The organism is Amycolatopsis orientalis DSM 43388 (assembly GCF_000411975.1).
Taxonomy (GTDB): Bacteria; Actinomycetota; Actinomycetes; order Mycobacteriales; family Pseudonocardiaceae; genus Amycolatopsis; species Amycolatopsis orientalis_D.
The window spans coordinates 46,570-71,518 of sequence record NZ_ASXG01000076.1 but is presented as its reverse complement, the minus strand read 5'-3'; the positions used below and the strand labels follow the sequence as shown (position 1 = coordinate 71,518).

Below are 24,949 nucleotides of genomic sequence, written 5' to 3'. Positions count from 1 at the left end.
AGACGCAGACTGCTCAACGAACGACCCGTCCGGCCTCAGGAGCGAGCCGCCCGCGGATCCAGATCACCCTCCGCGAGCAGGCCCTTCGGTACACCGGCCCGATCGACGACCACAAGCTCGGCACCGCTGCGCACGCGTTCGGCGAGTTCCCGTCCGCGGAGACCAGCCGGGACGATCGCGTCCTCTCCGACCGTCCGGGCAACAGCCACGACAGGCACGGCCGGGCGCTGCGCCGGCGGCACCGCAAGCAGCGCCGACCGGCTCACGACTCCCCAGGCCCGGTCCTCGACGTCGAGGACCACCAGCTCCCGCACGCCGTACTGCTCGGCCACCATCAGCGACTCGGCAACGGACAGATGCTCGGCGACCGGAAGGACCGGCCGGCACAGGCTGCCGGCATCCGGCACCGGGAGGACGGCTTCGCTCAGCGCCTCCGACGCGCCTGCCCAGATCATCACCCCGGCGAAGACGAAGACGGCGGCGAACATGATCCCCGTCGAGGCACCGCCCAGGAGCCGCACGAGCGGAACCACGACGATCAGCACCGCGAGCAGACGCCCGAACCAGCCGGCGATCCTCGTCGCGCGCCGGCGGTCTCCGAAGACCCGCCACGCACCGGCTCGCAGGAGGTGCCCGCCGTCCAGCGGCAGCCCCGGCAGCAGGTTGAACAGGGCCAACGCCACGTTGAGAACAGCGAAGACATGGGTGAGCACCTCCGCCAGACCCGTCAGCGGCACCAGATCTTCAGCCAGGGCGGCCAGACCCGCCACCAGAACCGACGCCGCGGGCCCGCCGGCCGCCAGCAGCGCCTCGCCTCCGGGCGTGCGCGGGTCCCGGTCGAATTCGGTCGCACCGCCCAGCAGGTCGATCGTGATTCGCTTCGCCGGCATCCCGAGCGCCCGCCCCGCCGCCACATGGCCGAACTCGTGCACCAGCACGGACAACACCAGCACCGCTGGAAACACCAACGCCACCGCGTACCGCGCGATCCCGAGGCCGGGCGCCCACCTCCCTACCCACGGTGCGAACACGTAGACCATCAACGCGGCCAGCAGCGCCATCCACGGGCTCATCCGGACCGGAACCCGGCCGATCCGGCCGCACCCCCAGTCTCCGCCGCGCCGGCCCCACCGCGAAACGGCGCCTGGACCGCGCTGATGACGTCGCATGGAGTCATATTACTATATAGGTTAGTACTAATTGAGTTCCCGAGCCGGAGAGGAGGCGCGATGCCGCTCTCCTGCCCGATGACCGACGAAGCAGCCGCATATCTCCTGAAGAATCTGAGACCCGCGGAGCACGAGCGATTCCGGCGGCACTTGCGAGTCTGCATCGCGTGCCGCCGCGAGACCGACGAGCTGGGGCCCGTCGTCGACCTCCTCCGGGGCTTGCGCCCGGACCGTCCGGAGCACAGACCGGCGGACTGAAAACACGAACGCGATCTCCTGCTGTGATCGGCTGTCCGGCGCGCGAAGGAGAGCAGCGCTGCCGAAAATCACTGCCGCCTGAACCGTTCGGCCAGCTGGGGATCATTCTCCCACCACAGTCCTGCGGGCAGGCCTGCCCCCGCTGTTCAGTCGCCGCCGCCGCTGGGCTGAGCGGGCGACGTACCGGGTGCGGCGGAGCCCACCTCGATCGTCGTGTCCATGCCGAGTTCCTTGTGGTTGCCGACCGGGCAGGAAAGCTCATAGCGCCCTGGCTGGAGCGTGACGGTGAAGCTCCCCGACTCGCCGCCGCGCAAGGTGCCGGTCTTCTGATCGGCACCGCCGGGTCCGGCGAGTTCCAGCGCGTGGACTGTCGTTCCGCTGTTGCTCGCGACGAAGGTGTAGGTGCCGGGTGCCCACGTTCGCTGCGGCAGCCGGATCGCGAACTCGGTCAGCTCCACCGCGACCCGCGTCCCCGGCGGCGCAGCGCTCGACGACCGAGCCGGCGAAGCTGGGCTGCCGGGCGATCCGGCACCGCTCCCGCCGCATCCGGCCGCGCCGAGCGCCAGGATTCCGCCAGCCGCGGCTGCCCGGAGACCGCCCCGCCGACACGTCGCGCCGCGCCTAGCCATGGCGGCCGCCCGACGCCGGATCGCAGTAGTCGATGTCGTTCGTGGGATGGAACGGCCCCACGAGCAGCGCCCGCTTGAACGGGCCGCCCTCGGCGATCTCCTCCGCCGAAACGTCCAGCGTGAACTGGTCCCCCGGACGCAGCCGGCGGCCGGCGATCACGACCGGGGCGCGCACGAGGTAGATCGCCGACCAGGGGCAGCAGTAGTAGTTGCCGATCGCCGCGCCGCTGGCCGTGGTCCCGGCCGCGATCGCCTCCGCCCGCAGCGCCGCATCGATCTGCGCCTGGATCGTCAGCGTCGCCGCGGGGTCCGGGTCGCAGCGCCACAGGTGATCGATTGCCCGGCGCGCGGCCGGGTCGCGCTTCCAGCTCGCCCGGCTTGCCGGGTCGGTGAGGCACCACGGGTCGAAGCCCGCCTGTCCGGGAACCGGCAAGGCCGGTCCCGACACCATCGCGACCTGGACGTCGGGGCGATCCAGCAGAGCCGGCATCGCGAGCAGCTGCCCGATGAGGTAGTAGCGCTCGATCGCGCACTTGACCGAGTTCTCGACCCGCTGATGAACGGCCGCGTCAGCGTTCGGGGACCACAGCGACTCCGCGTAGGACGCAGTGCCCTCGGCTTCCGCCACCATCCCGTCGACGGTGGCCGCGAGGGCGTTCTTGCCCGCGGGGATTCCGGTGCGGGCGAAGTCGGCCTGCGCTGCCTGAACATGGTCGCGCATCGTCCGCACCGCGGCGAGCATGGCGGCCAGATGCGCACGCGGACACGGTTCGGCCTCGACCCAGGCGGGAAGCGAGGCGGGCAGGCTCACCTCGGCGGCGACGTCGAAACCGGGGTCGCGCGCGGCCCGTCGTGCGCGCGACGACCACTGCTCGACCTCGCCGAGGAACGCGGCCGCCTGCTCCGCCGTCACCGGCGGAAGGTATCCGACGGTCCGGGGAACCGCCGTGTAGTCCGCCTCGACGAACTGGTCGCCGAGGGTCTGCAAGGCGAATGCGTTCCAGGTGCACAGCAGCTGGCTCAGCTCGCCTGGGCGCGCTTGCCACAGCGTGGCCCCGCGGCCGGCAAGGCGGTCCCGGAGTTTCTCCGCCGTCAGCAAGTCCTCGTACGCGCCCGCACCGGCTCGCCGGTACGCCTCCACCGTCTCGGCCGAGACCTCTCCCCGCAGCACAGCCGCGAGCCGGGTCATCAGCGTCGGCCGCACCGCTTGCTGCTCCGGCATGAGCGTCCACCTTCCACTCCGGACAGACCGTCAATCTACTACTTGAGTTAGGAGCGAGGAAGCGCGCGCACGCGTCGTCGCCTTGTTCGCGCAGGCAGCCGGCAGTAGGTTGACGGCCCTCGGCTCGCCCGCCGCGACCTTACGCTCAGGTCGTTACGGTTCGGTTTCCAGTCCGACAGCCGGGTGAACCCCCGTTGACCCATACCCTAGGGGGGCATACAGTCCACTCGTTCGAGTGATGCGCATCACGACCGAAGCGGCTGCCGCGACGGGTGTCCGATGGCCGCCAGATTCCTCTGTCCCCAAGGGAGCCGCCATGCGCAAGGTACGGATGCAGCTGTCGCGAAGGGTCGTCCTGTCCTCGGTTCTGATCGTCTCGGCCGGGACGGTGCTCGGTTGTTCGAGCGCAGCCTCCGGAGACGTGCTGCAGAAGGTGCGCGACAGCGGCACCTTGCGCGTCGCGCTGACACAAGCGAATCCACCGTGGAATTTCGTTGGCCCGTCGGGCACTCCGATCGGCTACGACGTGGATGTCGCCAACGAACTGGCGCGCCGGATGGGCGTCGGGAAGGTCGAATTCGTCCAGGCGAGTTTCCAGACGTTCATCGAAGGCATCAAGGCGGGCCGGTACGACATGGTGATCTCCGGCCAGACCATCACCGCGGCCCGCAAGCAACAGGTCGACTTCTCCCGGCCCTACGAGGTGAACGGAATCTCGGTCTTCGTTCAGGCGTCGAATCCGAAGATCGCCTCGCTGACCGACCTCAAGGGCAAGACGGTCGCGGTGTCGGCAGGCACGACGCAGCAAAGCTTCGCACAGGACAAGATCCCGGACGTGCAGGTGAAAACGTACGAGAACGCGACACTCGGCCTGACCGATCTTTCCCGCGGGAACGCCGACGCGATGCTGGTTTCACGCTTCCAGGGCAGTTACCTGGCCAGCAAGAACGGCCTCGCCGTGAAGCCGGTGGGACCGCTGCTGGAGAGCGAGGTCAACGGCATGTCCTTCCGCAAGGATTCGCCCGCGCTCAAACAGGAAGCCGACAAGGCGATCGCCGCGATGATCGCCGACGGCACCCTGACCCGCATCTCGAAGCAGTGGCTCGGCGGCCTGGACATGGCGGCCGAACTCAAGACCGCGCCGGCGAACTAGGGAGGACGTCATGGACCTGCTCGCCAACGCGTTTCCCATGCTGGCCAAAGGACTCGGCGTCACCGTGCTGCTCGGCGTGGTGTCGTTCGCCCTCGGCTCGGCGCTCGGTGCGCTGATCGCACTGGCGCGGATCTCGTCGATCCGGGTGCTGCGGGCCGTCGCGATCGGCTACGTCTCGGTGTTCCGCGGCACCCCGCTGCTGATCCAGATCATGGTGCTCTACTTCGGACTGCCGCAGCTGGGCGTCCAGCTGGAGCCGATCCCGTCAGCGATCCTGGCTCTGACGCTGTTCTCCGCCGCCTACCTCAGCGAGAACTTCCGCGGCGGAATCCTCGGTGTCGACAAAGGACAGTGGGAAGCCGCCTCCTCGATCGGCATGCCGTACTGGCGCACTTTCCGCAGGATCGTGTTCCCGCAGGCGATCCGGATCGCGACGCCGGCGGTCGGCAGCCGCTTCATCGCACTCATGAAGGACACCTCGCTGGCGTCGGTGGTGACCGTGGTCGAGCTGACCCGGGTCGCGGAAAGCGTGGGAAACGCCAGTTTCCGTTACATGGAGGCATTCCTGCTCGCCGGGCTGATGTACTGGCTGATCAACACGTTGCTGTCGCTCGGGCAGAGCGTGCTCGAAAAGCGGATGGGAAGGGCGTACTGAAGATGACCCAGCCGATGATCGAACTTCGCGGCATCCACAAGCGCTTCGCCGACCTCGAGGTGCTCCGCGGCGTGGACCTGACCGTCCGGGCCGGCGAGGTCGTGGTCCTCATGGGACCGTCCGGATCGGGCAAGACGACCCTGGTGCGGTGCATGAACCTGTTGGAGGAGCCCGATTCCGGGCATCTGCGCGTCTGCGACTGCGCTTTCGACTGCGGTTCGCCGCGCGACCGCGCCGGACGGCGGCTGGCGCGGCAAGCCCGCCGGCGAACCGGCATGGTCTTCCAGCAGTTCAACCTGTTCCCGCACATGACCGCCCTGGGCAACGTCATCGAGGGGCCGCGCCAGGTCCGTCAGCTGCCGATGTCCGAGGCGATCGCCCTCGGCGAGCGGCTGCTGGACAGGGTCGGGCTGTCCGGAAAACGCGACGAATACCCATCCCGCCTCTCGGGCGGTCAGAAGCAGCGAGTCGCCATCGCCCGGGCGCTGGCGATGGAACCGCGGGCAGTGCTCTTCGACGAACCCACCTCGGCACTGGACCCCGAACTGCACGCCGAGGTGCTGGAAGTCATCAGGGAGCTGGCCGGAGAAGGCATGACCATGGTGATCGTCACGCACGAGACCCACTTCGCCCGCGAAATCGCCGACCGCATCGTGTTCATGGACGGCGGCGTCATCGTCGAAGAAGCGGCGCCGGAAGCCTTCTTCACCCGGCCGACCCAGGAACGGGCACGCTCGTTCCTGCGACTGGTGGATCACACGGGCGCGACGGCAGCCGCGCCCCTCCCCCGACGCGGCGAGGAGGCGGTATGACCCCGTTCGACGTCGACACCGCACGCAAGGAAACGCCCGGCTGCGAGACGGTCGTGCACTTCAACAACGCCGGAGCCGCCTTGATGCCGCGTCCGGTGCTGGACGGCGTCATCGGGCATCTCAATCTCGAAGCGAGCATCGGCGGATACGAGGCCGCTGCCGCCGCGAACGACGCCCTGGAAGGCGTCTACCCGTCGGCGGCGCGCCTGCTCGGCTGCGCACCGGACGAGATCGCGTTCCTCGACAGCGCCACCCGGGCCTGGGACTTGGCGTTCTTCGCGATTCCGTTCCGGCCCGGCGACCGCGTCCTCACCAGCGAAGCCGAGTACGCGAGCAACTTCATCGCCTACCTGCAGGCCGCCGAACGCCACGGCATCGAGGTGGCGGTAGTGCCCAACGACGAATCCGGCCAGATTTCGGTGCCGCGGCTGCGCGAGATGCTCGACGACCGGGTCCGGCTGGTCTCGCTGACCCACGTGCCCACCAACGGCGGCCTGGTCAACCCGGCGGCGGAAGTCGGCCGCGCGGCCCGCGAGGCCGGCGTGCTGTTCCTGCTCGACGCCTGCCAGTCGGCCGGCCAGATCCCGCTCGACGTCGACGCGATCGGCTGCGACCTGCTGTCGCTGACCGGGCGCAAGTACCTGCGCGGGCCGCGCGGGACCGGGATCCTCTACGTCCGCCGCGAACGGCTGGCCGAGCTGGCACCACCCATGCTGGATCTGCACGCCGCCAAGTGGGTAGCGCGCGACCGCTACGAGATGCGCGAGGACGCACGCCGGTTCGAATCCTGGGAATTCAATGTCGCGGCGAAAATCGGCTTCGGCGCAGCGGTCGACTACGCGCTCGGCTGGGATCTCGACGCCATCTGGGAGCGCGTCAGCCGGCTTGCCGCCGACCTTCGCCTCCGCCTGGACGAACTGCCGGGTGTCCGCGTGCGCGACGTCGGCGCCGAGCAGTGCGGAATCGTCTCCTTCACCGTCGACGCCATGACCGGCGACGCGGTGAAAACGACGCTGGCACAACACTCGATCAACGTGAGCGTGTCCCGCGCACCGTCGACTCGCTGGGACATGGAGCATCGCGGCCTGGCCGAGGTCGTGCGCGCCTCGCTGCACTACTACAACACCGTCGAGGAGATCGACGCCTTCTGCCGCGTGCTCCACGCTGCCGGATGAACTCGGCCGGCCTCGCGGAGTCGCTCCGATGCGGCGGAAGCGCCTCCGCCTCACCGAATCCGCTGCGGGAGCAGGCTCGCCAGTGCTTCCTCCTGGCGGCCGAACATCGCGAGGTGCCCTTCGCCGCGGCAGCGGTGCAGCGCCGCGCCAGGGATCCGAGCCGCGAGATGTTCGGCGTGGTGGAACGGGACCAGCGAATCGCGGTCGCCGTGCCACAACGACACCGGGACGGCGATCGCGGCCAGGTCGAATCCCCACGGCCGCACGAATGCCAGGTCGTCCGCAAGCACTCCGGCCCAGCCCTGCCGGGCAGCCTCGGCCAAGCCCGGTGCCAGGGCTTCGCCGAGCCCGTCGATCCCGCCGAATGCCCGCACCTCGTCCGCCGGCAAGTCCGCCGCAAGGCTCCCGCCGGAAAGCAGGCTCTCCAATCGCTCCGGTTCCTGTGCCGCGCACGAGAATTCGCGCGCGTTCGGCGCGTGCATCCCCTCCAACGCGCCCGGCCGGTCCAGCGGTGCGATGCCGCACGTGAGCGCCACCGCAGTCACTCGGTCCGGACAGGACCATGCCGTCGCGAGTGCGAAGGGGGCACCGCCGGACATCCCGGTCACGGCGAACGCGTCTATGCCGAGAGCATCGGCCAGCCGCGCGGCATCGCACGCGACGTCGAGCAGCGTCCGGCCCGGGCGCGGGTCGGAGCGGCCATAGCCAGGCCGGTCGAAGGTGATCAGCCGGACGCCGAGTCCGGCAGTCGCCTCTTCGCCGGGAAACTGTTCCCGCCGCGACCCGGGCGTGCCGTGGAACCGGAACACCGGGAATCCGTCGTGGTTGCCCCGCTCCTCGAACGCGAGCCGCCTGCCGTCTTCCAGCTCCACGGTTCGTACCGGGAAGCTGTCTTGCGTCGGTGCCATGGCGCAACCGTACGAACGAGCACGCTCGCTCGCCTCCACCCCAAGGTTGATCCCGGGTCGACAGCCCGGCAGGCTCGCCGGTCGAGATCGATGCCTTCTGCCGCGCTCCGCATTGCCGGATGATCTCGGCCGAAAGCACGCCTGAGGATCAGGTGCGGCCCATCGCCGGCCCCGCCGGACGGGGCAAAACTCTTCCGCGGCAAGGTACCCGCTGACCGACCGCACTCTTCGGCAGCTCGGGCGAGCGACCGAACATCGCGATGGGCCTTTCGCCTCGGCTCGCGGCGACGCAAGCGCCGCAGCAGGTTGCCGATGTACGAACTTGCCCGAGGCGGGATCCGGTCCTTCGATCTTCCTGAGATGTGGACGGCAGTGCGGCGGGGCCAAGGCGCCGCAGCAGCCGTTTCGAGGGTCGCCTGTGCGAGCGCGGCGGTGACCCGGCGCGAGGCGGGTGCGGCGGCATGCTCAGCGGCCTCGTCGCCGACCTCGCCGGCCTCCCGGCAGGCCGGCACGCAATGCCAGGGACTTAACCTTCGTGGCCTCGGCCCGCTGACCGTCCGTAAAGGACGTCAGGATCGCTGAAATGCCCCATTGATTCCCGCATGACTGTCTTCGCAGGTCCGTGAGGGGAACCCTGAGGGACTCAGAGTCAATGCCAGGAACTTAAGCCGCGTCGACACGGCCTGCTGACCGTCCACAAGAGAAGCCGACGCCGCCGGAATGACCGATTGATGCCCCTCTGACCGTTCCCGCCGCGCACCCAATGCCACATTGGGTGCGTCGCATGCACCCAATGCCACATTGGGGCGCTGGCCCTCCCTCTGCCGAGCCACCGAGTCCAGCCAGCTCTGCGACCTAGGACAGACACGCCTCAACCGCGCCCACAGCTTCACCTCAAGTTCCTGGCATGGGGAATCAGAGTCCCTCCCCGCGCGGCCGGCCGGAACCGATCAGCGGGGGCACAGCGGCTCCGCCCCGGCGGACCGGCGTCGAGTTCCGGCAGAGCGCTTCCGCGAACTCGGTGCACCGCCCCGGGTTCCGAGGACGGTCAGCCCGCGGTGCGGGGAGCGTCGCTCAACCCGAGACGCAAGTGCTCGCTGTGGTAGACGGCTTCGTCCAGCAGCTGGGCGACGTGGTTGTCGTAGAGGCTGTAGACAATGCTGCGGCCGGTCCGGGTGCCGGTGACCAGGCCGAGATTGCGCAGCAGCCGCAGCTGATGCGACACCGCGGACTGTTCCATGCCGATCGCCTCCGCGAGCGCGGTGACCGGCCGGGGTTCGTGCCGCAGTTCGGTCAGGATCAGCAACCGGCTCGGGGTGGCCAGCGCCTGCAGGGTGGTGGCGACGTGCGCGGCCGACTCGGCGTCGAGCCGTGCTGCCGGGCGATCGTGCCCCTGCACCCCGTGTCCCATGCGGTGCAGCATAACTCACCCCATAACGCATGAAGACATCTTCATGTGTTCTGTTATCGTGATCCAGTCAGCCCGCTCGTCTTGGAGGTTCCTCGTGGTCTCGTCGCCCACCGTCGCAGCCGGCGCTTCAGCTGTCGCGGCGCCTGCCGAGGGTGTCCCCGCACGGCGGACCCGGCTGTTCGCGCTGGCGGAGATGCGCTGGGCCGCGGCCGCGCTCACGCTGTTCCTGACCGGGCTGGCCGTGCAGCTGGCCGGCGGTCCGGCGTGGGCGTGGTGGGCGCTGTACCTGGCCTGCTACGTCACCGGCGGATGGGAACCCGGATGGGCCGGGCTGCAGGCGCTGCGCGAGAAAACCCTGGACGTCGACCTGCTGATGGTCGCCGCCGCGATCGGGGCCGCGGCGATCGGGCAGGTGATGGACGGCGGCCTGCTGATCGTCATCTTCGCCACCTCCGGCGCGCTGGAGGCACTGGCCACCGCCCGCACCGAGGACGCGGTCCGCGGCCTGCTCGACCTCGCGCCCGAAACCGCGACCCGCCTCGGCCCCGACGGCGCCGAGCACACGGTGCGGGCGGCCGATCTGGAGGTCGGCGACGTCGTGCTGGTGCGGCCCGGCGAGCGCATCGCCGCCGACGGCGCGGTCGTGGGCGGGGCCAGCGAAGTCGACCAGGCGACCATCACCGGCGAACCGCTGCCGGTGGACAAGACGACCGGCGACGAGGTGTTCGCGGGCACCCTCAACGGCACCGGGTCGCTGCGCGTGCGCGTGGACCGCCGCGCCGAAGACTCCGTCGTCGCCCGCATCGCGTCCCTGGTCGAGCAGGCCAGCCGGACCAAGGCGAAAACCCAGCTGTTCATCGAAAAAGTCGAGCAGCGCTACTCGCTCGGCATGGTCGCCGCGACCATCGCCCCGTTCGTGCTCCCGCTGCTGTGGGGCGACCCGCTGCGGGACTCGCTGTTGCGCGCGATGACGTTCATGATCGTCGCCTCGCCCTGCGCGGTGGTCCTCGCGACGATGCCGCCGCTGCTGGCTGCGATCGCCAACGCCGGGCGCCACGGCGTGCTCGCCAAGTCCGCCGTCGTGATGGAGCAGCTCGGCGCGACCACCCGCGTCGCCTTCGACAAGACCGGCACTCTCACCCGCGGCGTCCCGGAGCTGGCCGAGATCCGCGTCCTGCCCGGTACGCGCTTCACCGAAGACGACGTCCTGCGGCTGGCCGCAGCGGCCGAGCACCCCAGCGAGCACCCGCTCGCCGCCGCTGTCGTGCGGGCAGCCCGAGCCCGCGGCCTCGAACTGCCCGCCGTCGACGAATTCAGCGCCCAGCCCGGGCGCGGCGTCTCCGCGCGGGTCGAGGACCGGTTCATCCAGGTCGGCTCGCCTGGCGCCCTCCTGCCGGAGGGAGACGGCACGGCCGGCCTCGCCACCGCCGCCTCCGCGGTCGGCGCCCTGCAGCAGCGCGGCAACACCGCCGTGGTCGTGCGGTGCGAGCACCAGCCGATCGCGGTACTGGCGATCACCGACCAGCTGCGCCCCGAAGCCGCCGGCGCCGTCTCGGCAGTCACCCGGCTCACCGGCGCCGCCCCGGTCCTGTTGACCGGAGACAACCACGCCACAGCCCGGAAACTGGCCGGCCAGGTCGGGATCGCCGACGTGCGCGCCGGGCTGCTGCCCGACGACAAGGTCATCGCCGTGCGCGAACTGGCAGCCGACGGCCAGCGCGTCACCGTGATCGGCGACGGCATCAACGACGCCCCCGCTCTCGCCGCCGCCCACACCGGAATCGCGATGGGCGGAGCGGGATCCGACCTGACCCTGCAGACCGCCGACGCCGTGATCATCCGCGACGACCTCGCCACGGTCCCCGCCGTCATCGCGCTGTCGCGCCGAGCCCGCCGCGTCGTCACCGCCAACCTCGTCATCGCCGCGACCTTCATCACCGCCCTGGTCCTCTGGGACCTGATCGGCACCCTCCCGCTCCCGCTCGGCGTCGCCGGACACGAAGGCTCCACGGTCATCGTCGGCCTCAACGGCCTCCGCCTCCTGCGCGCGGCGGCCTGGCGCCGCGCCGTCCGCGAGTCCGCACCGGCCGCCGGCGGAGATCGGGAAGCCGCGACGTCCGGAACCTGACGCTGCCGATCGTCGCGACTTTCTTGTCAGCAGCGGATTTCGGCCGCCGCGGTGTGTTCTCCCGGAGGTCGCCGGGGCACCAGCCGTCCGGGCCCGCCTCGCGACGTCGGCGAATCGCCACCGTTCCAGGCCAACGACATCCCGTCGACCACAGCGTCCGAAGAGGACAGTCGGGCGGCACCGCCTGCTCGCCTGCCCGAGCCACCCCGCCAGGTCACGCGCCCGGAACCGGATCACAGGAACCTGCCGCGGCCGCCCGCTTACCCGCCGCCGGGCGTTTCCGTGCCACGGCCCACCCGTACGAAAAACCGCCCAAGCCCGCCATCGGCACCGAAGCCGATCCCAGATCGACAGCCTGCGAGCGCCCCTATAGCATTACCCCGTACCCGTATAGGAGCGTCGAGCTGCCGGTCCCGGTCCGGCCCTCTAAGCTCCGTAGTAGACCGATGCAGACCGAGGAGGCGGAGTGCTGGGTGCGCTCGCGGCCCTTGCCGCGGTTGTCCTGCTGGCCGCCGGCGGCTACGCCTTCGCGCGGCTGGTCCGGCTCGCGCCGACCGCACGGGACGTCCTGCCGTTCCTCTCCGGCGGTTCCCCGGCCGAGCACGCGGTGTCCCGTTTCCACGTCCGCTGGTACCCGATCACCATGGTGTTCCTCGCCTTCGACATGGAGATGGTCTTCATGTACCCGTGGACGCTGGTCGTCAAGGAAGTCGGGACCACAGCGGTCGTGGAGATGTTCGCGTTCCTCGCCGTGCTCTTCGCCGGAGTCTGGTACGCGCGGCGGGAAGGCGTGTTCCGATGGACCTGACCGCCTGGCTGCTCCAGCGGATTTCGGTGCGGCCGCTGCTCGTCAGCACGGTCGGGGGAACTGCCGCCCGGCTCGCCGCGGAACAGCGGCTCCGCCGGCAAGGCTGGCGTCCCGCGCCGAACCCGGCCGAAGCGAATCTGCTGATCGTCGCCGGACCGCGGGATCCGGCGATGGAACCGTTCCTCGAAGCCGTGTGGCGCGTCGTTCCGGGACCCCGGTCCCGAGCCGACATTGCCGATCCCGCCGAGGCGGACGCCAAGCTGACCGAGGCGGAACAGCAACTCCGTTCCGGGGTGCTGCCGCCGGACGCCGACCTGGACCGCCACGAAGCAGCCCGCAGTCAGCATCCTCCGGCCGACAACCACGGAATGCACGGCCACGAGATGCACCACGGCGACGACGCTGAGCCCGGCATGGGGCACGGCGGACACCACGAGCACGCCATGGACCACAGCGGCCACGCCATGGACGAAGCCCACGACACCGGCGACGCCGCGCACGGCGGGCACGACATGAGCCAGCACGGCCACCAAGCCCACGACTCGGACGATGGCGGGCACCAAGGCCACGACATGGGCCACAGCGAGCACCAGTCCCACGACATGGGGCACGGCGGCCACCACGGACACGACATGGGCGGGATGTCCATGCCCGGCGGCATCCCGATGGCGGACCGCGCCGACGACCGCGACGGCCTGAAACTCGACCGGCTCACCGTGCCGCTCGGCCCGGTGCTGCCCGCGTGGCCGGCCGGGCTGCTGGTGCGGACAACGCTGCAAGGCGACGTGATCCAAGAGGCCGAAGTCGAAGCGGTGCGCGGCCACCCGCACGGCATGGAGCCGTTCTGGGACACGCTCCCGCTCGAAAGCACCCGGATCGCCGCGCGACGGCTCGACAGCTGCGCGCGGCTGCTGTCCGTCGCGGGCTGGGAGGACGCCGCCGTCGCCGCCTGCCGGTTGCGCGACGATCTGCTCGCCGGACGCGACGTCGGCGGCCAGCTGGCCCGGTGGGCCCGCCGCGTCCGGCGGTCGAGGACGCTGCGCTGGTCGTTGTCCGGGCTGGGGCGGCTCGACCGCGGAGCGCTGGCCGGCGACACCGCCGATCGCCTGTACCGCTGGCTCGACGAGGCGACCGGCGCCGCACCGGCCACCGTCGAGGACCCGGACGAAATTCTCGCTCTGCTGCCCGATCTGCTGGCCGGTGCCGAACTCGCGGCTGCGCGGTTGATCGTCGCCGGTCTCGATCCCGATCTCGAGCGGACGCGGGTGACCCATGGGTGACGAACTGCCCTGGTGGGCAGGATTGCTCCTGCCGCTCGTGCTGGCGGCCCTCGCCGCGGCGACCGCGTCGGCGGACGCCGTGCTCACCGCCCGGACCGCGGGCGCACCGGCACGACAGGCGCTGACCCTCCCGCTGCGCGACCTCGCCGGGTTCCTGGTGGGGCAGCGACGGCGCACACTGGCCGCGGATGTCCTCTTAGGACAGAGCGGGGCGGTCGCGCTCCTGGCCGCCGCCGTGCTCGCGTCGCTGGTCACCCCGTTCGGCCAGCGGCCGGTCGCGGACTTCTCGATCGGCATCGTCTGGTTCAACGCCATGGAGGTGGTGGCTTGGGCGGCCGTCTGGCTGGTCGGCTGGGGCGCCAACTCGGCGTACGGCCTGGTCGGCGGCTACCGGTTCATCGCGCAGGGGCTGGCCTACGAACTGCCGCATATGTTCGCGTTGATCACCGCGGCGCTGGGCGCGGGTTCGCTGCGGGTGTCGGATGTGGTGGCCGCGCAGGGTTCGCTGTGGTTCGTCGTGTGGATGCCGGCCGCGTTCGCCGGGTACCTGCTGTCGGTTCCGGCGATGGCGTTCTGGGGTCCGTTCGATCACCCGGTCGGCTCGGACGCGTCCGGCGGGGCGGCTGCCGAACTGTCCGGAGTGGACCGTCTGGTGTTCCTCGGCGGACGCTGGTTGCTGCTGGTGTCCGGGGCGGCGTTCGCGGTGCCGCTGTTCCTCGGCGGCGGTGCCGGGCCGCTGCTGCCGCCGTGGTTGTGGTCGGTGGTCAAGACCCTCGCGGTGCTGGCCGTGCTGGTGTGGCTGAAACGCCGGCTGCCCACCGTGCGGATGGAGCGCTACCAGGAGATCGCCTGGGTCGTGCTGATCCCGGTCACCCTGGTGCAGGCGCTGGTCGTCGCCGTCGTTGTGCTCGTTCGCTGAGGAAGGGAGCAGTCGCATGTGGACACAAGTCGCGTTCTGGGCCTGCGCCGTCGCGGCGGTCGCGACGGGAATCGCGGTGTTCCGGGTCGACTCGATGGCGCGGGCGACCTTCGCGCTGCTGGCGTCGTTCGTCTTCGCGGCGGGCACGCTCCTGCTGCTGAACCTGGCCTACCTCGGGATCCTGGTCGTGCTGATGATGATCATGGAGATGGTCGTGATGGTCGTCTTCATGATCATGTACATGATGAATCCGGCCGGGTTGATGCCGATGACGATGGTGCACAACCAGAAGGGCTCGCTCGCGATCTCCGGCGCGGTGTTCGCCGCGCTGGCCGCCGGGATTTTCCTGGTTCCGTGGCCGGCATCCGCCCGGCCGCGCCCGGCCGACCCGACACGGGCGCTGGGCGAGGCGCTGATGGGGTCGAAGATGCTCGTGATGATGGTGCTCGGGCTGTGCCTGTTCGCCACGATGGTCGCCACCGTCGTCCTGGCGACCCACCGCGGCCGGTACGACCGCTACGGCGACCGTCTGGACGCGAAACGGCCGGACGATCCGGTGCCGGGAGGGCTGAACCGGTGACCCTGCAGGCTTTTCTCTTGCTGGCCGCGGCATTGTTCAGCGTCGGCCTGTACGGCGCGTTGTCGCAGCAGTCCATCGTGATGATCATGATGGGCCTGGAGCTGATGGCGAACGCGGTGATCGTCGCCGGAGCCGCCTTCTGGTACTTCGTCTCCCCCGGCCGGCCAGACGGCCAGGTCGTCGTGCTCGTCGCGGTGACGCTGATGGCGGTGGACATGGCGGTCGGCTTCGCCGTCGTCACGGCGATCTTCCGGCGGCGTGACGTCGACCTGACCGACTCCGCCGCCGACCTCAAGGGCTGATCCGATGACGCTGTGGCTGTTGATCGGTCTCCCCCTCGTCGCCGGTGCGGCGCTGCTGCTTTCGCGCCGCAGCGGCGACCGGATCGCGCCCGCGGTCGGCGTGGGCATCGCCGTGGCGACGCTCGCGCTGGCAGTCGCCGCCGCGGTCGCCCGGCCCGCCGTGACCGTTCCGCTGCTCGCGAACCTGCCGATCGGGCTGGCGGTGGACGGGCTGTCCGCGGTCATGGTGATCACTGTCGCCGCGGTTCTGGCGGCGGTGCTGGTGTTCGCGGCCGGCGAGTTCGGCGCCGAGGAATCACGGGCGCGTTTTCACGGGCTGATGCTGGTGTTCGCCGGGGCCATGCTGGTCACCGTCACCGCGCGCGACCTCGTCGTCCTGTTGATGGCCTGGGAGGTCATGGGGGCCTGTTCGTACGCCCTGATCGGCTTCTGGTGGCGGGAGAACCGCCGGGTGGAATCCGGGGCGATCGCGTTCCTCACGACGCGGTCGGGCGATCTCGGCCTGTATCTCGCGGCTGGGGCGGCACTGGCGGGCGGGGTCCCGGGGCTCGCCCTCGCCGGGCTGCCCGGCGCCGCAGGCGGCTGGCGCGACGCCGTCGCGGCCGGACTGGTGCTGGCCGCGCTGGGGAAGTCCGCGCAGCTGCCGTTCAGCTTCTGGCTTTCCCGCGCGATGGACGGCCCGAGCCCGGTCTCGGCACTGCTGCACTCGGCCACGATGGTCGCCGCCGGGGCGTACCTGCTGATCCGGGTCGAGCCGTTGCTGGGGGCGACGGGCTGGGCCGCGGACACGGCGGCCTGGGCCGGGGTGGTGACGGCGCTCGTCCTCGGCGTGGTGGCGGTGGTGCAACGGGACCTCAAGCAGGTGCTGGCGGCCTCGACGTGTTCGCAGATCGGGTTCATGGTGCTCGCCGCCGGAGCCGGAGGCCAGGCAGCCGGGACCGGCCAGCTGGTCGCGCACGCGGCGACGAAGAGCCTGCTGTTCCTCGGCGCCGGAGCCTGGCTCTTCGGGCTGGGGACGAAGGATCTGCATCGGCTGCGCGGCGCGGCACGGCGGTATCCGTTGCTGGGCGCGGTTTTCAGCATCGGCGCGCTGACGCTGGCCGGGGTGCCGCCGCTGTCGATCTGGGTGGCCAAGGACGCGGTGCTCGCGTCCGCGCTCGCGCACTCCCCGGCGCTGTACGTCGCCGGCCTGGCCGCCGCACTGGTCAGCGGCGCCTACGTCGGGCGGATCCTGACCATCCTCTGGGCTCCCGCCGGCACCGCGCCGGGCGATCGCCTGCCCGCGCTGCTGCTCGCGCCGTTGCCCGTCCTCGCGGCCGCCGCCGCGCTGCTCGGGATCGGCGGCGTACCCGGCCTGTCGCGGCGGTTCGCCGAACTCCTCGGCACCGCCGAGCCCGTCGAACCCGGCTGGGCGCAGCTGGCCGCGTCCGGCGTGATCGCCGTCGCCGGCGTCGCGGGGGCCGCGGCCTGGACCCGTGCCCGAACGCTGCCCGAGAACGGAGCGCTGGCCGACTGGTTGCGGCTGGAACGCTTGGCGCACCGGGCTTTCGTCGTGCCGGCCGACTGGCTGGCGCGCAGTCTCGCCCGCTTCGACGACCGGGTCGTGGACGGCGGCGTGCGCGCGGCCGCCGCGACCGGCGCGGCGCTGGCCCGGCTGGCCGATCTGCGCGTCGAGGTATCGATCGAGGCCGTCGTCCGCGGCGTGTCCGGCGGCGCGCAAGCACTTGGGCGGCTCGCGCGCCGGCCGCAGACCGGGCAGCTGCACCACTACTACGCCCAAGCCGCGATCGCGCTGGGCGTCCTGGCCATTCTGGTGATCTTCCTGTGACGAACGTGAGGTGACGCGTGCTCAGCGTCGTGGTGTTCCTGCCCTTGGCGGCCGCGGTGGTCCCGTTCGCGATCCCGCGCGCCAGCGACCGGTTCGTGCGCTGGTGGTGGCTCGCCGTCGCGGCGGCCGATTTCCTGCTGACGATTGTCCTGTGGGCGGCTCGTCCCGCCGGCGACGGCTATGCCTACGAAGTGAACCTGCGGTGGATTCCCAGCATCAGCTCGGGATACCACCTCGGGGTGGACGGCCTCAGCCTGCCGCTCGTGGTCTTGACCGCCGGGCTTTTCCTCGCCTGCGCGATTTATTCGCTGCGGCAAGAGAAGCAAGTACGGTCGTTCGCCGCGTTGTTCCTGTTCCTGGAGACGGTGAGCCTCGGGCTGTTCGTGGCGCTCGACCTGATCCTGTTCTTCGTTTTCTTCGATCTGTCCATTGTGGGCATGTACTTCGTGATCGCCGGCTGGGGCCATCGCGACGCCGCGCGGGCCGCGCTCAAGTTCTTCCTCTACACCTTCCTCGGCTCGCTCGCGCTGCTCGTCGGGTTCATCGCGCTCTACGTCACCGCCGCGCCGCACACCTTCGACATCGTCGAACTGACCCGCCAGAACCCGCTGGCCGGCGGCGGCTGGGCCGCGGGCCTGGTGCTGCTGGCGCTCGGCGTCGGGTTCGCGATCAAGACCCCGACCGTGCCGTTCCACACCTGGCTTCCGCCCGCGCACACCGAAGCGCCTGCCGCCGGCTCGGCGATCCTGGCCGGGGTGCTGCTGAAGATGGGGACCTACGGCTTCATCCGGATCGCCATGCCGATCCTGCCCGGCACGTGGCGCCGCTACGCGGTCGTGTTCGTCGTGGCCGGGGTGGTGAGTGTCCTTTATGGAGCGTTGGTCGCGCTGGGCCAGCGGGACTTCAAGCGGATGATCGCCTACACCTCGGTCAACCACATGGGATACATCATCCTGGCGATCGGCGCGGCCGGGATGGCCGCGGGCTCGGCGAGCGAAGCCCGCGAGCTGGCCGTGACCGGCGCGGTCACGCAGATGGTGAGCCACGGCCTGATCACCGGCGCGCTGTTCCTCCTCGCCGGAGTCCTCTACGAACGCGGCGGCACCTACGACCTCGACCGGTTCGGCGGGCTGGCCGCGAGCGCACCCCGGTTCGCGGGCCTGACTGCCGCGGCCGCCTTCGCTTCCCTGGGACTGCCGGGTTTCTCCGGCTTCATCGCGGAGTTCCAGATCTTCACCGGTTCCCTCGGCGCCGCCCCGGTCGCGACCGTGCTGGCGTTCCTCGGCATCCTGGTGACCGCCGCGCTGTTCCTGCGCGCGTTCCAGAAAGTGTTCCTCGGCAAGCCCGGCACGCCGGCCGCGGACCTCACCGTCGCCGAGGGCGTCTCGATCGCGCCGCTGCTGGTGCTCGCCGTCGTGATCGGGGTCTTCCCGCGGTTCCTGCTCGACCTGATCGAACCCGCGTCGCGGTCGGTCCTGAACCTCCTGGCCCGGTGACCGCGCCGTGGAGACGATGAACGAAGACCCGCTCGCGCTGCTGCCGGAGATCATCCTCGCGGTCGCCTCGGTCGCGGGGCTGTTGCTGGGCTCCTACCTGCCGCGCCGGCGGCAATGGCCGGTCCGCCTCCTCGCCGCGCTCGCCTGCGCGGCCGGGCTGGCCGCGACCGTGGCGGTTTGGGGCGATCCGGTCCGCACGGTCTTCGGCGGCAGCTACGCGATCGACGTCGGCACCAACGCCGGACGCGTCATCGTCCTGGTCGCCGTGCTGCTCACCCTCGGCGTGAGCGCGCGAGAGTTCCGGTCCGCGCCGCGCGAGAGCGAGTGGTACGTCCTGATCCTGCTCGCGGCGCTGGGCACGATCGTCCTCACCGGCGCGAACGATCTGTTGCTCCTGGTCGCCGCGTACCTGCTCGCGAGCATCCCGCTGTACGCGGTCGCCGGGTTCGCCAAAGACGACGCCGGCACCGAGGGAGCGCTCAAGTTCTACCTGCTCGGCGCGCTGCTCGGGATCATCATGCTGGCCGGAGCCACCGTCTTGTTCGGAGTCGGCGGCTCTAGCGCCTACGCCGACTTGCAGAAGGCGCTCGGCACTGCCCCGGCGGCCGCCGTCGCCGTCGGCTTCGTCGGCGTGCTCGCCGGGCTGCTGTTCAAGATGGGCGCGGTCCCGGCGCACTTCTGGATCCCCGATGTCACCGAAGGCACCCGCCCGCCCGCCGCCGCGTTCCTCACCACCGTCCCCAAAATCGGCGGCGTCGTCGCGGCGTACCGCCTGGCCGCCGCGATGACCGGCTCGCACCTCGACTGGGCCCTGCTGATCGCCATCGTCGCCGCCGCCACCATGACGCTTGGCAACCTCGCCGCGTTCTTCCAGCGCGACGTCCGCCGCCTGCTCGGCTACTCCACCATCAGCCAGGTCGGCTACCTCCTGATGGCCGTCGCCGTGGCCGGACGCAACGAGCTGGCCCTGCCGAGCATGCTGCTCTACCTCGGCGCTTACGCGGTCACCAACCTCGGCGCCTTCGCGGTCGTTTGCGCGCTGCCGGGGCGGCGGACGATCGACGAGTATCGCGGGCTCCTGCGGCACCAGCCCTGGCTCGCCGTCAGCCTGGTGGTGTGCCTGCTCGGGCTGGTCGGCACTCCGCCCACCGCGGTCTTCACCGGCAAGCTGACGATCTTCGCCGCGGCGCTCGACGGCGGCTACGCCTGGCTGGTCGTCGTCGCAGCCGTCAACACCGTGGCGAGCCTGTTCTACTACCTGCGCTGGATCACCCCCGCCGTCCGCCGGAGCGACGAGCCGGACCCGGCCGTTCCCGGCGGCTGGGCGGCCGCGACCGCGTACGTCACCGCGGCCGGATCCCTCGTGCTCGGCCCCCTCGCCGGGCTCGCGCTCGCCGCCCTGCGCGGGGACCTGGCGTCGATGTGAGGACCGGATCCCCCGCCGCTGGCCCGCCCGACCGGGCAACTATGGACGATAGTAGCCTGGGCTCCCTGCACCGCCGCACGCGGCAAAACCACGGCTACCCGGGGGTTTTCTTGCATCCAGCGACCGACAACGCGAGCTGGCCGTCGACGGATCCGGACGACCAGGACCCCGGCGGCGGGAGCGGCGCCGCGCGCCCGTGGTGGCGGCGCCCGCTGACCATCGCGCTCGCCGCCGCGGCGGGAGCACTGGCCGTGGCGTACGTGATCGGCGCGATCGCGACGATCGGCGAGGTGCCCGGCGGCACCACCGTCGCCGGCGTGGCGGTCGGCGGGCTGTCCCCGGCAGAGGCCCAGGCCAAGCTGACCGCGGCGCTGACACCGCGCCTTGCCCAGCCCGTCCAGGTCAGCGCGGGCGACCGCACGGCCCGGTTCGTGCCGGCGTCCGCGAAGATCCAGGTCGACTACGCCGCGACGGTGGCGCAGGCGGGAACCCAGTCCCCGACCCCGTGGGGTCTTCTCGGCTCACTGTTCGGGGGCCGCGAATTCCGCGTGATGTCCAGCGGCGACGACCAGGCGCTCAACGCCGTCATCGCCGGCCTCCGCCCGGCCGTCGACCGCCCGATGACGGAAGGCGACGTGCGTTTCGACGGCGTCGCCCCGGTGCCCGTACAGCCCGAAGCCGGGCAGGAACTGGACGAAACGGCGGCCCGCCAGGCGCTCGTGACGGAGTGGGCGAACGCCGCGGACGTCAAGCTGCCGATCCGGACGCTCCAGCCCAAGGTCCCGGCCGACGAAGTCCGGCGAGCGGTCGACGAGATCGCCAAACCCGCGGTGTCGGCTCCCGCGACCGTGCGAGGCGACGGCCGCGACGCCGCCGTGACCCCGGCGCGCATCGCGGCGGCCCTGCGGTTCCGGGCCGGCGACAACGGAAATCTGGTGCCCAGCCTCGACAAGGACAAACTCGGCGCGGTCGCCGACAAACTGGCAGCCACCGAGAAGCAGGGCCAGGACGCCCGGATGGACTTCTCCAGCGGCTCTCCCGTCGTCACGCCGTCGACCGACGGGCGGCAGATCGACTGGGACCAGACCCTGGCCGGCCTCCTGAAGGCGATCACCGGCCCGGGAGACCGGGCGGTGCAAGCGAAATACACCGACGTACCGGCGAAGGTCACCAGCGGCGCGGTCAAGAGCCTCGGCATCAAGGAAGTCATCGGAGAGTTCACGACCACCGGGTTCGCGCAAGATTCCGGCGTGAACATCCGCGTCGTCGCCCAGAAGGTGAACGGCGCGATCGTCAAGCCCGGCGAAACCTTCAGTCTCAACGGCTACACCGGCCCGCGCGGCACACCGCAGGGCTACGTCGAAGCCGGCGTGATCGAAGAAGGCGTGCCCGCCCGCGAAGTCGGCGGCGGCATCTCGCAATTCGCCACCACGACCTACAACGCGGCGTACTTCGCCGGCATGACCGACGCCGGGCACAAGGAACACAGCTTCTACATCAGCCGCTACCCCGCGGCGCGCGAGGCGACGGTGTTCCAGAACCCGGACGGCAGCAGCGTGATCGACCTGAAGTTCGCCAACGACTCCGCCACCGGCGTGGCGATCCAGACGATCTGGACGAACTCCTCGATCACCGTCAAGCTGTGGGGCACCAAACACGTGAACGTCGAATCGGTCCCCGGCCCGAAACACGACTTCGTGAACCCGCCCACCGTCACGAAATCCGACGCCTCGTGCAAACCGGTCCAGGGCAAGCCCGGCTTCACCGCCTCCGACACCCGCGTCATCCGCGACCTCGGCGGCAAGGAGCTCAGCCGGCACACCCGCAACGTGCGCTACAACCCCGAGCCCACCGTCGTCTGCGCCGGAAGCGGCTGACCCGCCCGATATGTACTATCGAATCTAGTAGGCCCGGACCCGCTCCGGGAGGACGCGGCGCGGGCGTGAAGGGAACCCCGCGGGACTCAGAGTCCGTGAGGGTTCCCCTCACGGACGCGCTCGCCACGCAACGACAACGGAATCGGGACCCCATGACGCCTGCCGACCCTTCGCCGACCGCCCCGAACCGCCAGCTGAACCGGCGCGGCTTCCTCGTGCTCGGCGCGGGCGCGACCGCCGCCTTCGGGCTGGCCGCCTGCTCGTCCGGCGGATCTGCCGCGGCACCGGCCAAGATCGGCCCGTCCTCGCCGCTGGTCGGGCGCGCCGAGGCGGCCCGGCGCGCCGCGAACGCGCCGGTGCGCCAGGTCGAGCTGACCGCACAGGCAGGCGAACTCGACCTCGGGCAGGCCAAGGTCGCAACCTGGAGCTTCGGGCAGCTGCCCGGCCAGGAAATCCGCCTCAAACGAGGCGAGGTGCTGCGCGCGAAGGTGAACAACCGGCTACCCCAGCCGACCACCATCCACTGGCACGGACTGGCGCTGCGCAACGACATGGACGGCGTGCCCGACCTCACCCAGCCGGCGATCGCGGCCGGGAAGGACTTCACCTACGAGTTCGCCGCGCCGGAGGCCGGCACGTTCTGGTTCCACCCGCACGTCGGCACCCAGCTCGACCGGGGCCTGTACGGACCGCTCGTCATCGAGGACCCGGCGGACGGCCGCGACTACGACACGGAGCTGGTCGTCGTCCTCGACGACTGGATCGACGGCACCGGCACCGACCCGGACGCCGTGCTCGCCAACCTCAAGAAGAACGGCATGGTCATGGGCGGCGGGCAGTCGTCCTCGATGCCGGACATGCCAGGAATGGGCAGCGGCTCCGGCATGCCGCCGATGTCCGGCATGGGCGGCATGCCGCAGTCGGCCACCCTCGGCGGGGACGCCGGCGACGTGACCTACCCCTACTTCCTGGCCAACGGCACCCGCTCGGTCGCGCCGACCAGTGTCAAGGCCAAACCCGGGCAGCGGATCCGGCTCCGGCTGATCAACGCGGCCGGCGACACCGCGTTCCGCGTCGGCGTGCCCGGCGTTCCGATGCGGATCACCCACACCGACGGCTTCCCGGCCAGCGCGCCCGGCAACGCGGCGACGGTGCTGCTGGGCATGGGCGAACGGGTCGACGCGGTGATCACCGTTCCCTCCAGCGGCGTCCCGATCCTTGCTCTCGCCGAGGGCAAGGGTGGGTACGCCCAGGTGCTGGTGCACGCCGGCGGCAGCACCGCGTCCGCGGTGAACGACGCGGCCGCCGAGCAGCTGAAGACCGCGAAAGTCCTGACCGTGGCCGATTTCTCCGCAGCACCCCAGGTCTCGTTGAAGGACAAGACCCCCGACGTCACCCACGATCTCAAACTGGCCGGGCCGGGCGCGAAGTACGACTGGACGATCAACGGGAAACCGTACAACCCGAACGACGGGCTCCCGGTCCGCAAGGGACAGCGGGTACGCCTGCGGTTCGTGAACGAAACGGACATGTACCACCCGATGCACCTGCACGGCCACACTTTCCAGGTACGCACGCCGAAAGCGGCCGGCCCGCGCAAGGACACCGTCCTGGTCCTGCCCCGGCGCACCGTCGAGGTGGACTTCGACGCGGACAACCCGGGCCAGTGGCTGACCCACTGCCACAACGTCTACCACGGCGAGGCCGGAATGATGACCGTGGTGTCCTATGTGGAATGACAACGGACGCCGCTGGACGCTCGCGGCCGCGGCCGCGGCGGTGAGCGCACTCGCCGTCGGGGTGCCGACCGACGTGATCGACACCCCGCTGTTCACCCGGATGACGCCGGTGCGGTGGTGGGAGTACCCGGTGCTCGTCCTGACCGCGGTCCTCACCGGATTGTGGGTCGCGATTCCCCGGCCCAGCGCGGATGCGCGCGGACGCGCCGGCGTGGCCGGTTCGGTCACCGCGGCGGTGTTCGCCGTCGGCTGCCCCGTGTGCAACAAGATCGTGGTCGGATTGCTCGGCATCTCCGGCGCGCTCGGCATCTGGGCGCCCGTTCAGCCCCTGCTCGCGGCGTTCTCGCTGGCCGCATTGGCCGCCGCGGTCGTGCTGCGGTGGCGGCGACGGGCGTGCACCGCGGATACGTGCCCGCCGGAGATCACAACGGAGGCCAGCCCAGCCGGGCGAACGCCGCCAGCATCCGGCCCATCAGCTGCGTCCAGCCTCCGGTGAGCATCACGACGCCCATCGCGATCAGCAGGACCCCGCCGGCGATCTCGACTTTCCGCGTGTGCGCGCGCAGCCACGCCAGGCTGCGCTGCCCCCGCGCGACGCCGATCGCGACCAACACGAACGGCACGCCCAGCCCGAGCGAGTAGGCCGCCAGCAGCAGCGCGCCGGTGCCCAGGGTGGCACTGCTGGCGGCGGTCGCGAGGATCGAGGCCAGCACCGGCCCGACACACGGCGTCCAGCCGAGCCCGAACGCCGCGCCGAGCACCACCGCGCCCGCGGGGCCGCTGCGCACGCGGTGCAGGTCGAACCGGGCTTCCCGCTGCAGCAACGGAATCCGGACGACTCCGAGCGACGCCAGCCCCATGCCGATGACGAGCACACCGCCCGCAATCGTCAGAATTTGCCGATGCTGCGCCAAAAGCAGCCCGAACGCCGACGCCGTGACGCCGAGCGCGACGAACACGATCGTGAACCCCGCGATGAACAACGCGGACGCCAGGCCCACCCGCGGCTTGGCGCGCATCGCCGTCGGGTTCCCCTCCGGGGCGCGGCCGAGCCCGGAGACGTAGGACACGTAGCCCGGCAGCAGCGGCAGCGCGCACGGCGAAGTGAACGAAATGACCCCGGCGGCGATCGCCAGGGACAGCGAGGCATACAGATCCACGAGCGAAAAACCTG

The 24,949-nt window shown here is 70.9% G+C and carries 22 protein-coding genes; 16 read left to right on the top strand and 6 right to left on the bottom strand.

Annotated elements, in window-relative coordinates:
* Positions 1 to 35: 35 nt before the first annotated feature.
* The 3 genes from L942_RS13730 to L942_RS13715 form a co-directional block, all read right to left on the bottom strand.
* Positions 36 to 1,169 carry a site-2 protease family protein gene (locus tag L942_RS13730; protein ID WP_081655054.1) on the bottom strand — a complete coding sequence of 378 codons (1,134 nt, stop codon included), beginning with the start codon at positions 1,167 to 1,169 and terminating at the stop codon, positions 36 to 38.
* 404 nt (positions 1,170 to 1,573) lie between these two features.
* Positions 1,574 to 1,885 carry a cupredoxin domain-containing protein gene (locus L942_RS42855; RefSeq protein WP_051165934.1) on the bottom strand — a complete coding sequence of 104 codons (312 nt, stop codon included), beginning with the start codon at positions 1,883 to 1,885 and terminating at the stop codon, positions 1,574 to 1,576.
* A 163-nt stretch (positions 1,886 to 2,048) separates the two neighbouring features.
* Positions 2,049 to 3,278: a hypothetical protein gene (locus L942_RS13715; RefSeq protein WP_051165933.1), complete on the bottom strand. Its 1,230-nt coding sequence runs from the start codon at positions 3,276 to 3,278 to the stop codon at positions 2,049 to 2,051.
* A gap of 316 nt (positions 3,279 to 3,594) precedes the next feature.
* Between L942_RS13715 and L942_RS13710 the strand changes: the two genes are divergently transcribed.
* Genes L942_RS13710 through L942_RS13695 form a run of 4 tightly spaced genes read left to right on the top strand, consistent with a single transcriptional unit; the run spans position 3,595 to position 7,073 of the window.
* Positions 3,595 to 4,431 carry a transporter substrate-binding domain-containing protein gene (locus L942_RS13710; protein WP_235079085.1) on the top strand — a complete coding sequence of 279 codons (837 nt, stop codon included), beginning with the start codon at positions 3,595 to 3,597 and terminating at the stop codon, positions 4,429 to 4,431.
* A gap of 10 nt (positions 4,432 to 4,441) precedes the next feature.
* Positions 4,442 to 5,086 carry an amino acid ABC transporter permease gene (locus tag L942_RS13705; RefSeq protein WP_037359837.1) on the top strand — a complete coding sequence of 215 codons (645 nt, stop codon included), beginning with the start codon at positions 4,442 to 4,444 and terminating at the stop codon, positions 5,084 to 5,086.
* Between the two features lie 2 nt (positions 5,087 to 5,088).
* On the top strand, positions 5,089 to 5,898 hold the full coding sequence (locus tag L942_RS13700) for an amino acid ABC transporter ATP-binding protein (protein ID WP_051165932.1): 810 nt from the start codon (positions 5,089 to 5,091) through the stop codon (positions 5,896 to 5,898).
* Entirely contained in the window at positions 5,895 to 7,073 is a 1,179-nt protein-coding gene (locus L942_RS13695; protein ID WP_037359836.1) for an aminotransferase class V-fold PLP-dependent enzyme, read from the top strand. Before L942_RS13700 ends, L942_RS13695 begins: the two co-directional genes overlap by 4 nt.
* Positions 7,074 to 7,123: 50 nt before the next feature.
* On the opposite strand, the gene L942_RS13690 is transcribed toward L942_RS13695, so the two are convergent.
* Positions 7,124 to 7,981 (bottom strand): alpha/beta fold hydrolase, encoded by an 858-nt coding sequence (locus tag L942_RS13690; protein WP_051165931.1) that lies wholly within the window; start codon positions 7,979 to 7,981, stop codon positions 7,124 to 7,126.
* A gap of 1,048 nt (positions 7,982 to 9,029) precedes the next feature.
* Positions 9,030 to 9,392 carry an ArsR/SmtB family transcription factor gene (locus L942_RS13685; protein WP_037359995.1) on the bottom strand — a complete coding sequence of 121 codons (363 nt, stop codon included), beginning with the start codon at positions 9,390 to 9,392 and terminating at the stop codon, positions 9,030 to 9,032.
* A gap of 193 nt (positions 9,393 to 9,585) precedes the next feature.
* On the opposite strand from L942_RS13685, the gene L942_RS13680 reads away from it, so the two are divergent.
* The 12 genes from L942_RS13680 to L942_RS13625 all read left to right on the top strand — a co-directional run bounded on the left by L942_RS13680 (position 9,586) and on the right by L942_RS13625 (position 24,271).
* Positions 9,586 to 11,520, top strand: a complete 1,935-nt coding sequence (locus tag L942_RS13680) for a heavy metal translocating P-type ATPase (RefSeq protein WP_037359993.1) — start codon at positions 9,586 to 9,588, stop codon at positions 11,518 to 11,520.
* A gap of 466 nt (positions 11,521 to 11,986) precedes the next feature.
* A complete protein-coding gene (locus L942_RS13675) occupies positions 11,987 to 12,328 on the top strand; it encodes an NADH-quinone oxidoreductase subunit A (RefSeq protein ID WP_037359835.1) in 342 nt (113 codons plus the stop codon).
* Positions 12,319 to 13,608 (top strand): hypothetical protein, encoded by a 1,290-nt coding sequence (locus L942_RS13670; protein WP_037359834.1) that lies wholly within the window; start codon positions 12,319 to 12,321, stop codon positions 13,606 to 13,608. The genes L942_RS13675 and L942_RS13670 overlap by 10 nt, the downstream gene beginning before the upstream one ends.
* Positions 13,601 to 14,527 (top strand): complex I subunit 1 family protein, encoded by a 927-nt coding sequence (locus tag L942_RS13665; RefSeq protein WP_037359832.1) that lies wholly within the window; start codon positions 13,601 to 13,603, stop codon positions 14,525 to 14,527. The genes L942_RS13670 and L942_RS13665 overlap by 8 nt, the downstream gene beginning before the upstream one ends.
* A gap of 16 nt (positions 14,528 to 14,543) precedes the next feature.
* Positions 14,544 to 15,107, top strand: coding sequence for an NADH-quinone oxidoreductase subunit J (locus tag L942_RS13660; RefSeq protein ID WP_037359830.1), 564 nt, complete (start codon positions 14,544 to 14,546; stop codon positions 15,105 to 15,107).
* Entirely contained in the window at positions 15,104 to 15,409 is a 306-nt protein-coding gene (nuoK, locus tag L942_RS13655) for an NADH-quinone oxidoreductase subunit NuoK (RefSeq protein WP_037359829.1), read from the top strand. The genes L942_RS13660 and nuoK overlap by 4 nt, the downstream gene beginning before the upstream one ends.
* 4 nt (positions 15,410 to 15,413) lie before the next feature.
* Positions 15,414 to 17,237 (top strand): NADH-quinone oxidoreductase subunit 5 family protein, encoded by a 1,824-nt coding sequence (locus tag L942_RS13650; RefSeq protein WP_037359827.1) that lies wholly within the window; start codon positions 15,414 to 15,416, stop codon positions 17,235 to 17,237.
* 17 nt (positions 17,238 to 17,254) lie between these two features.
* Positions 17,255 to 18,733, top strand: a complete 1,479-nt coding sequence (locus tag L942_RS13645; protein ID WP_037359825.1) for a complex I subunit 4 family protein — start codon at positions 17,255 to 17,257, stop codon at positions 18,731 to 18,733.
* Positions 18,734 to 18,749: 16 nt separating this feature from the next.
* Entirely contained in the window at positions 18,750 to 20,159 is a 1,410-nt protein-coding gene (locus L942_RS13640; RefSeq protein ID WP_037359823.1) for an NADH-quinone oxidoreductase subunit N, read from the top strand.
* A 41-nt stretch (positions 20,160 to 20,200) separates the two neighbouring features.
* Positions 20,201 to 22,036 (top strand): VanW family protein, encoded by a 1,836-nt coding sequence (locus L942_RS13635; protein WP_081655053.1) that lies wholly within the window; start codon positions 20,201 to 20,203, stop codon positions 22,034 to 22,036.
* A gap of 152 nt (positions 22,037 to 22,188) precedes the next feature.
* The gene (locus tag L942_RS13630; RefSeq protein ID WP_051165929.1) at positions 22,189 to 23,775 is read left to right on the top strand and encodes a multicopper oxidase family protein; all 1,587 of its coding nucleotides are present in this window, start codon (positions 22,189 to 22,191) and stop codon (positions 23,773 to 23,775) included.
* A complete protein-coding gene (locus L942_RS13625) occupies positions 23,765 to 24,271 on the top strand; it encodes a hypothetical protein (protein ID WP_051165928.1) in 507 nt (168 codons plus the stop codon). Before L942_RS13630 ends, L942_RS13625 begins: the two co-directional genes overlap by 11 nt.
* Here L942_RS13625 and L942_RS13620 read toward each other — a convergent pair.
* Positions 24,198 to 24,935, bottom strand: coding sequence for a cytochrome c biogenesis CcdA family protein (locus L942_RS13620; RefSeq protein WP_037359821.1), 738 nt, complete (start codon positions 24,933 to 24,935; stop codon positions 24,198 to 24,200). The genes L942_RS13625 and L942_RS13620 overlap by 74 nt on opposite strands.
* Positions 24,936 to 24,949 lie beyond the last annotated feature (14 nt).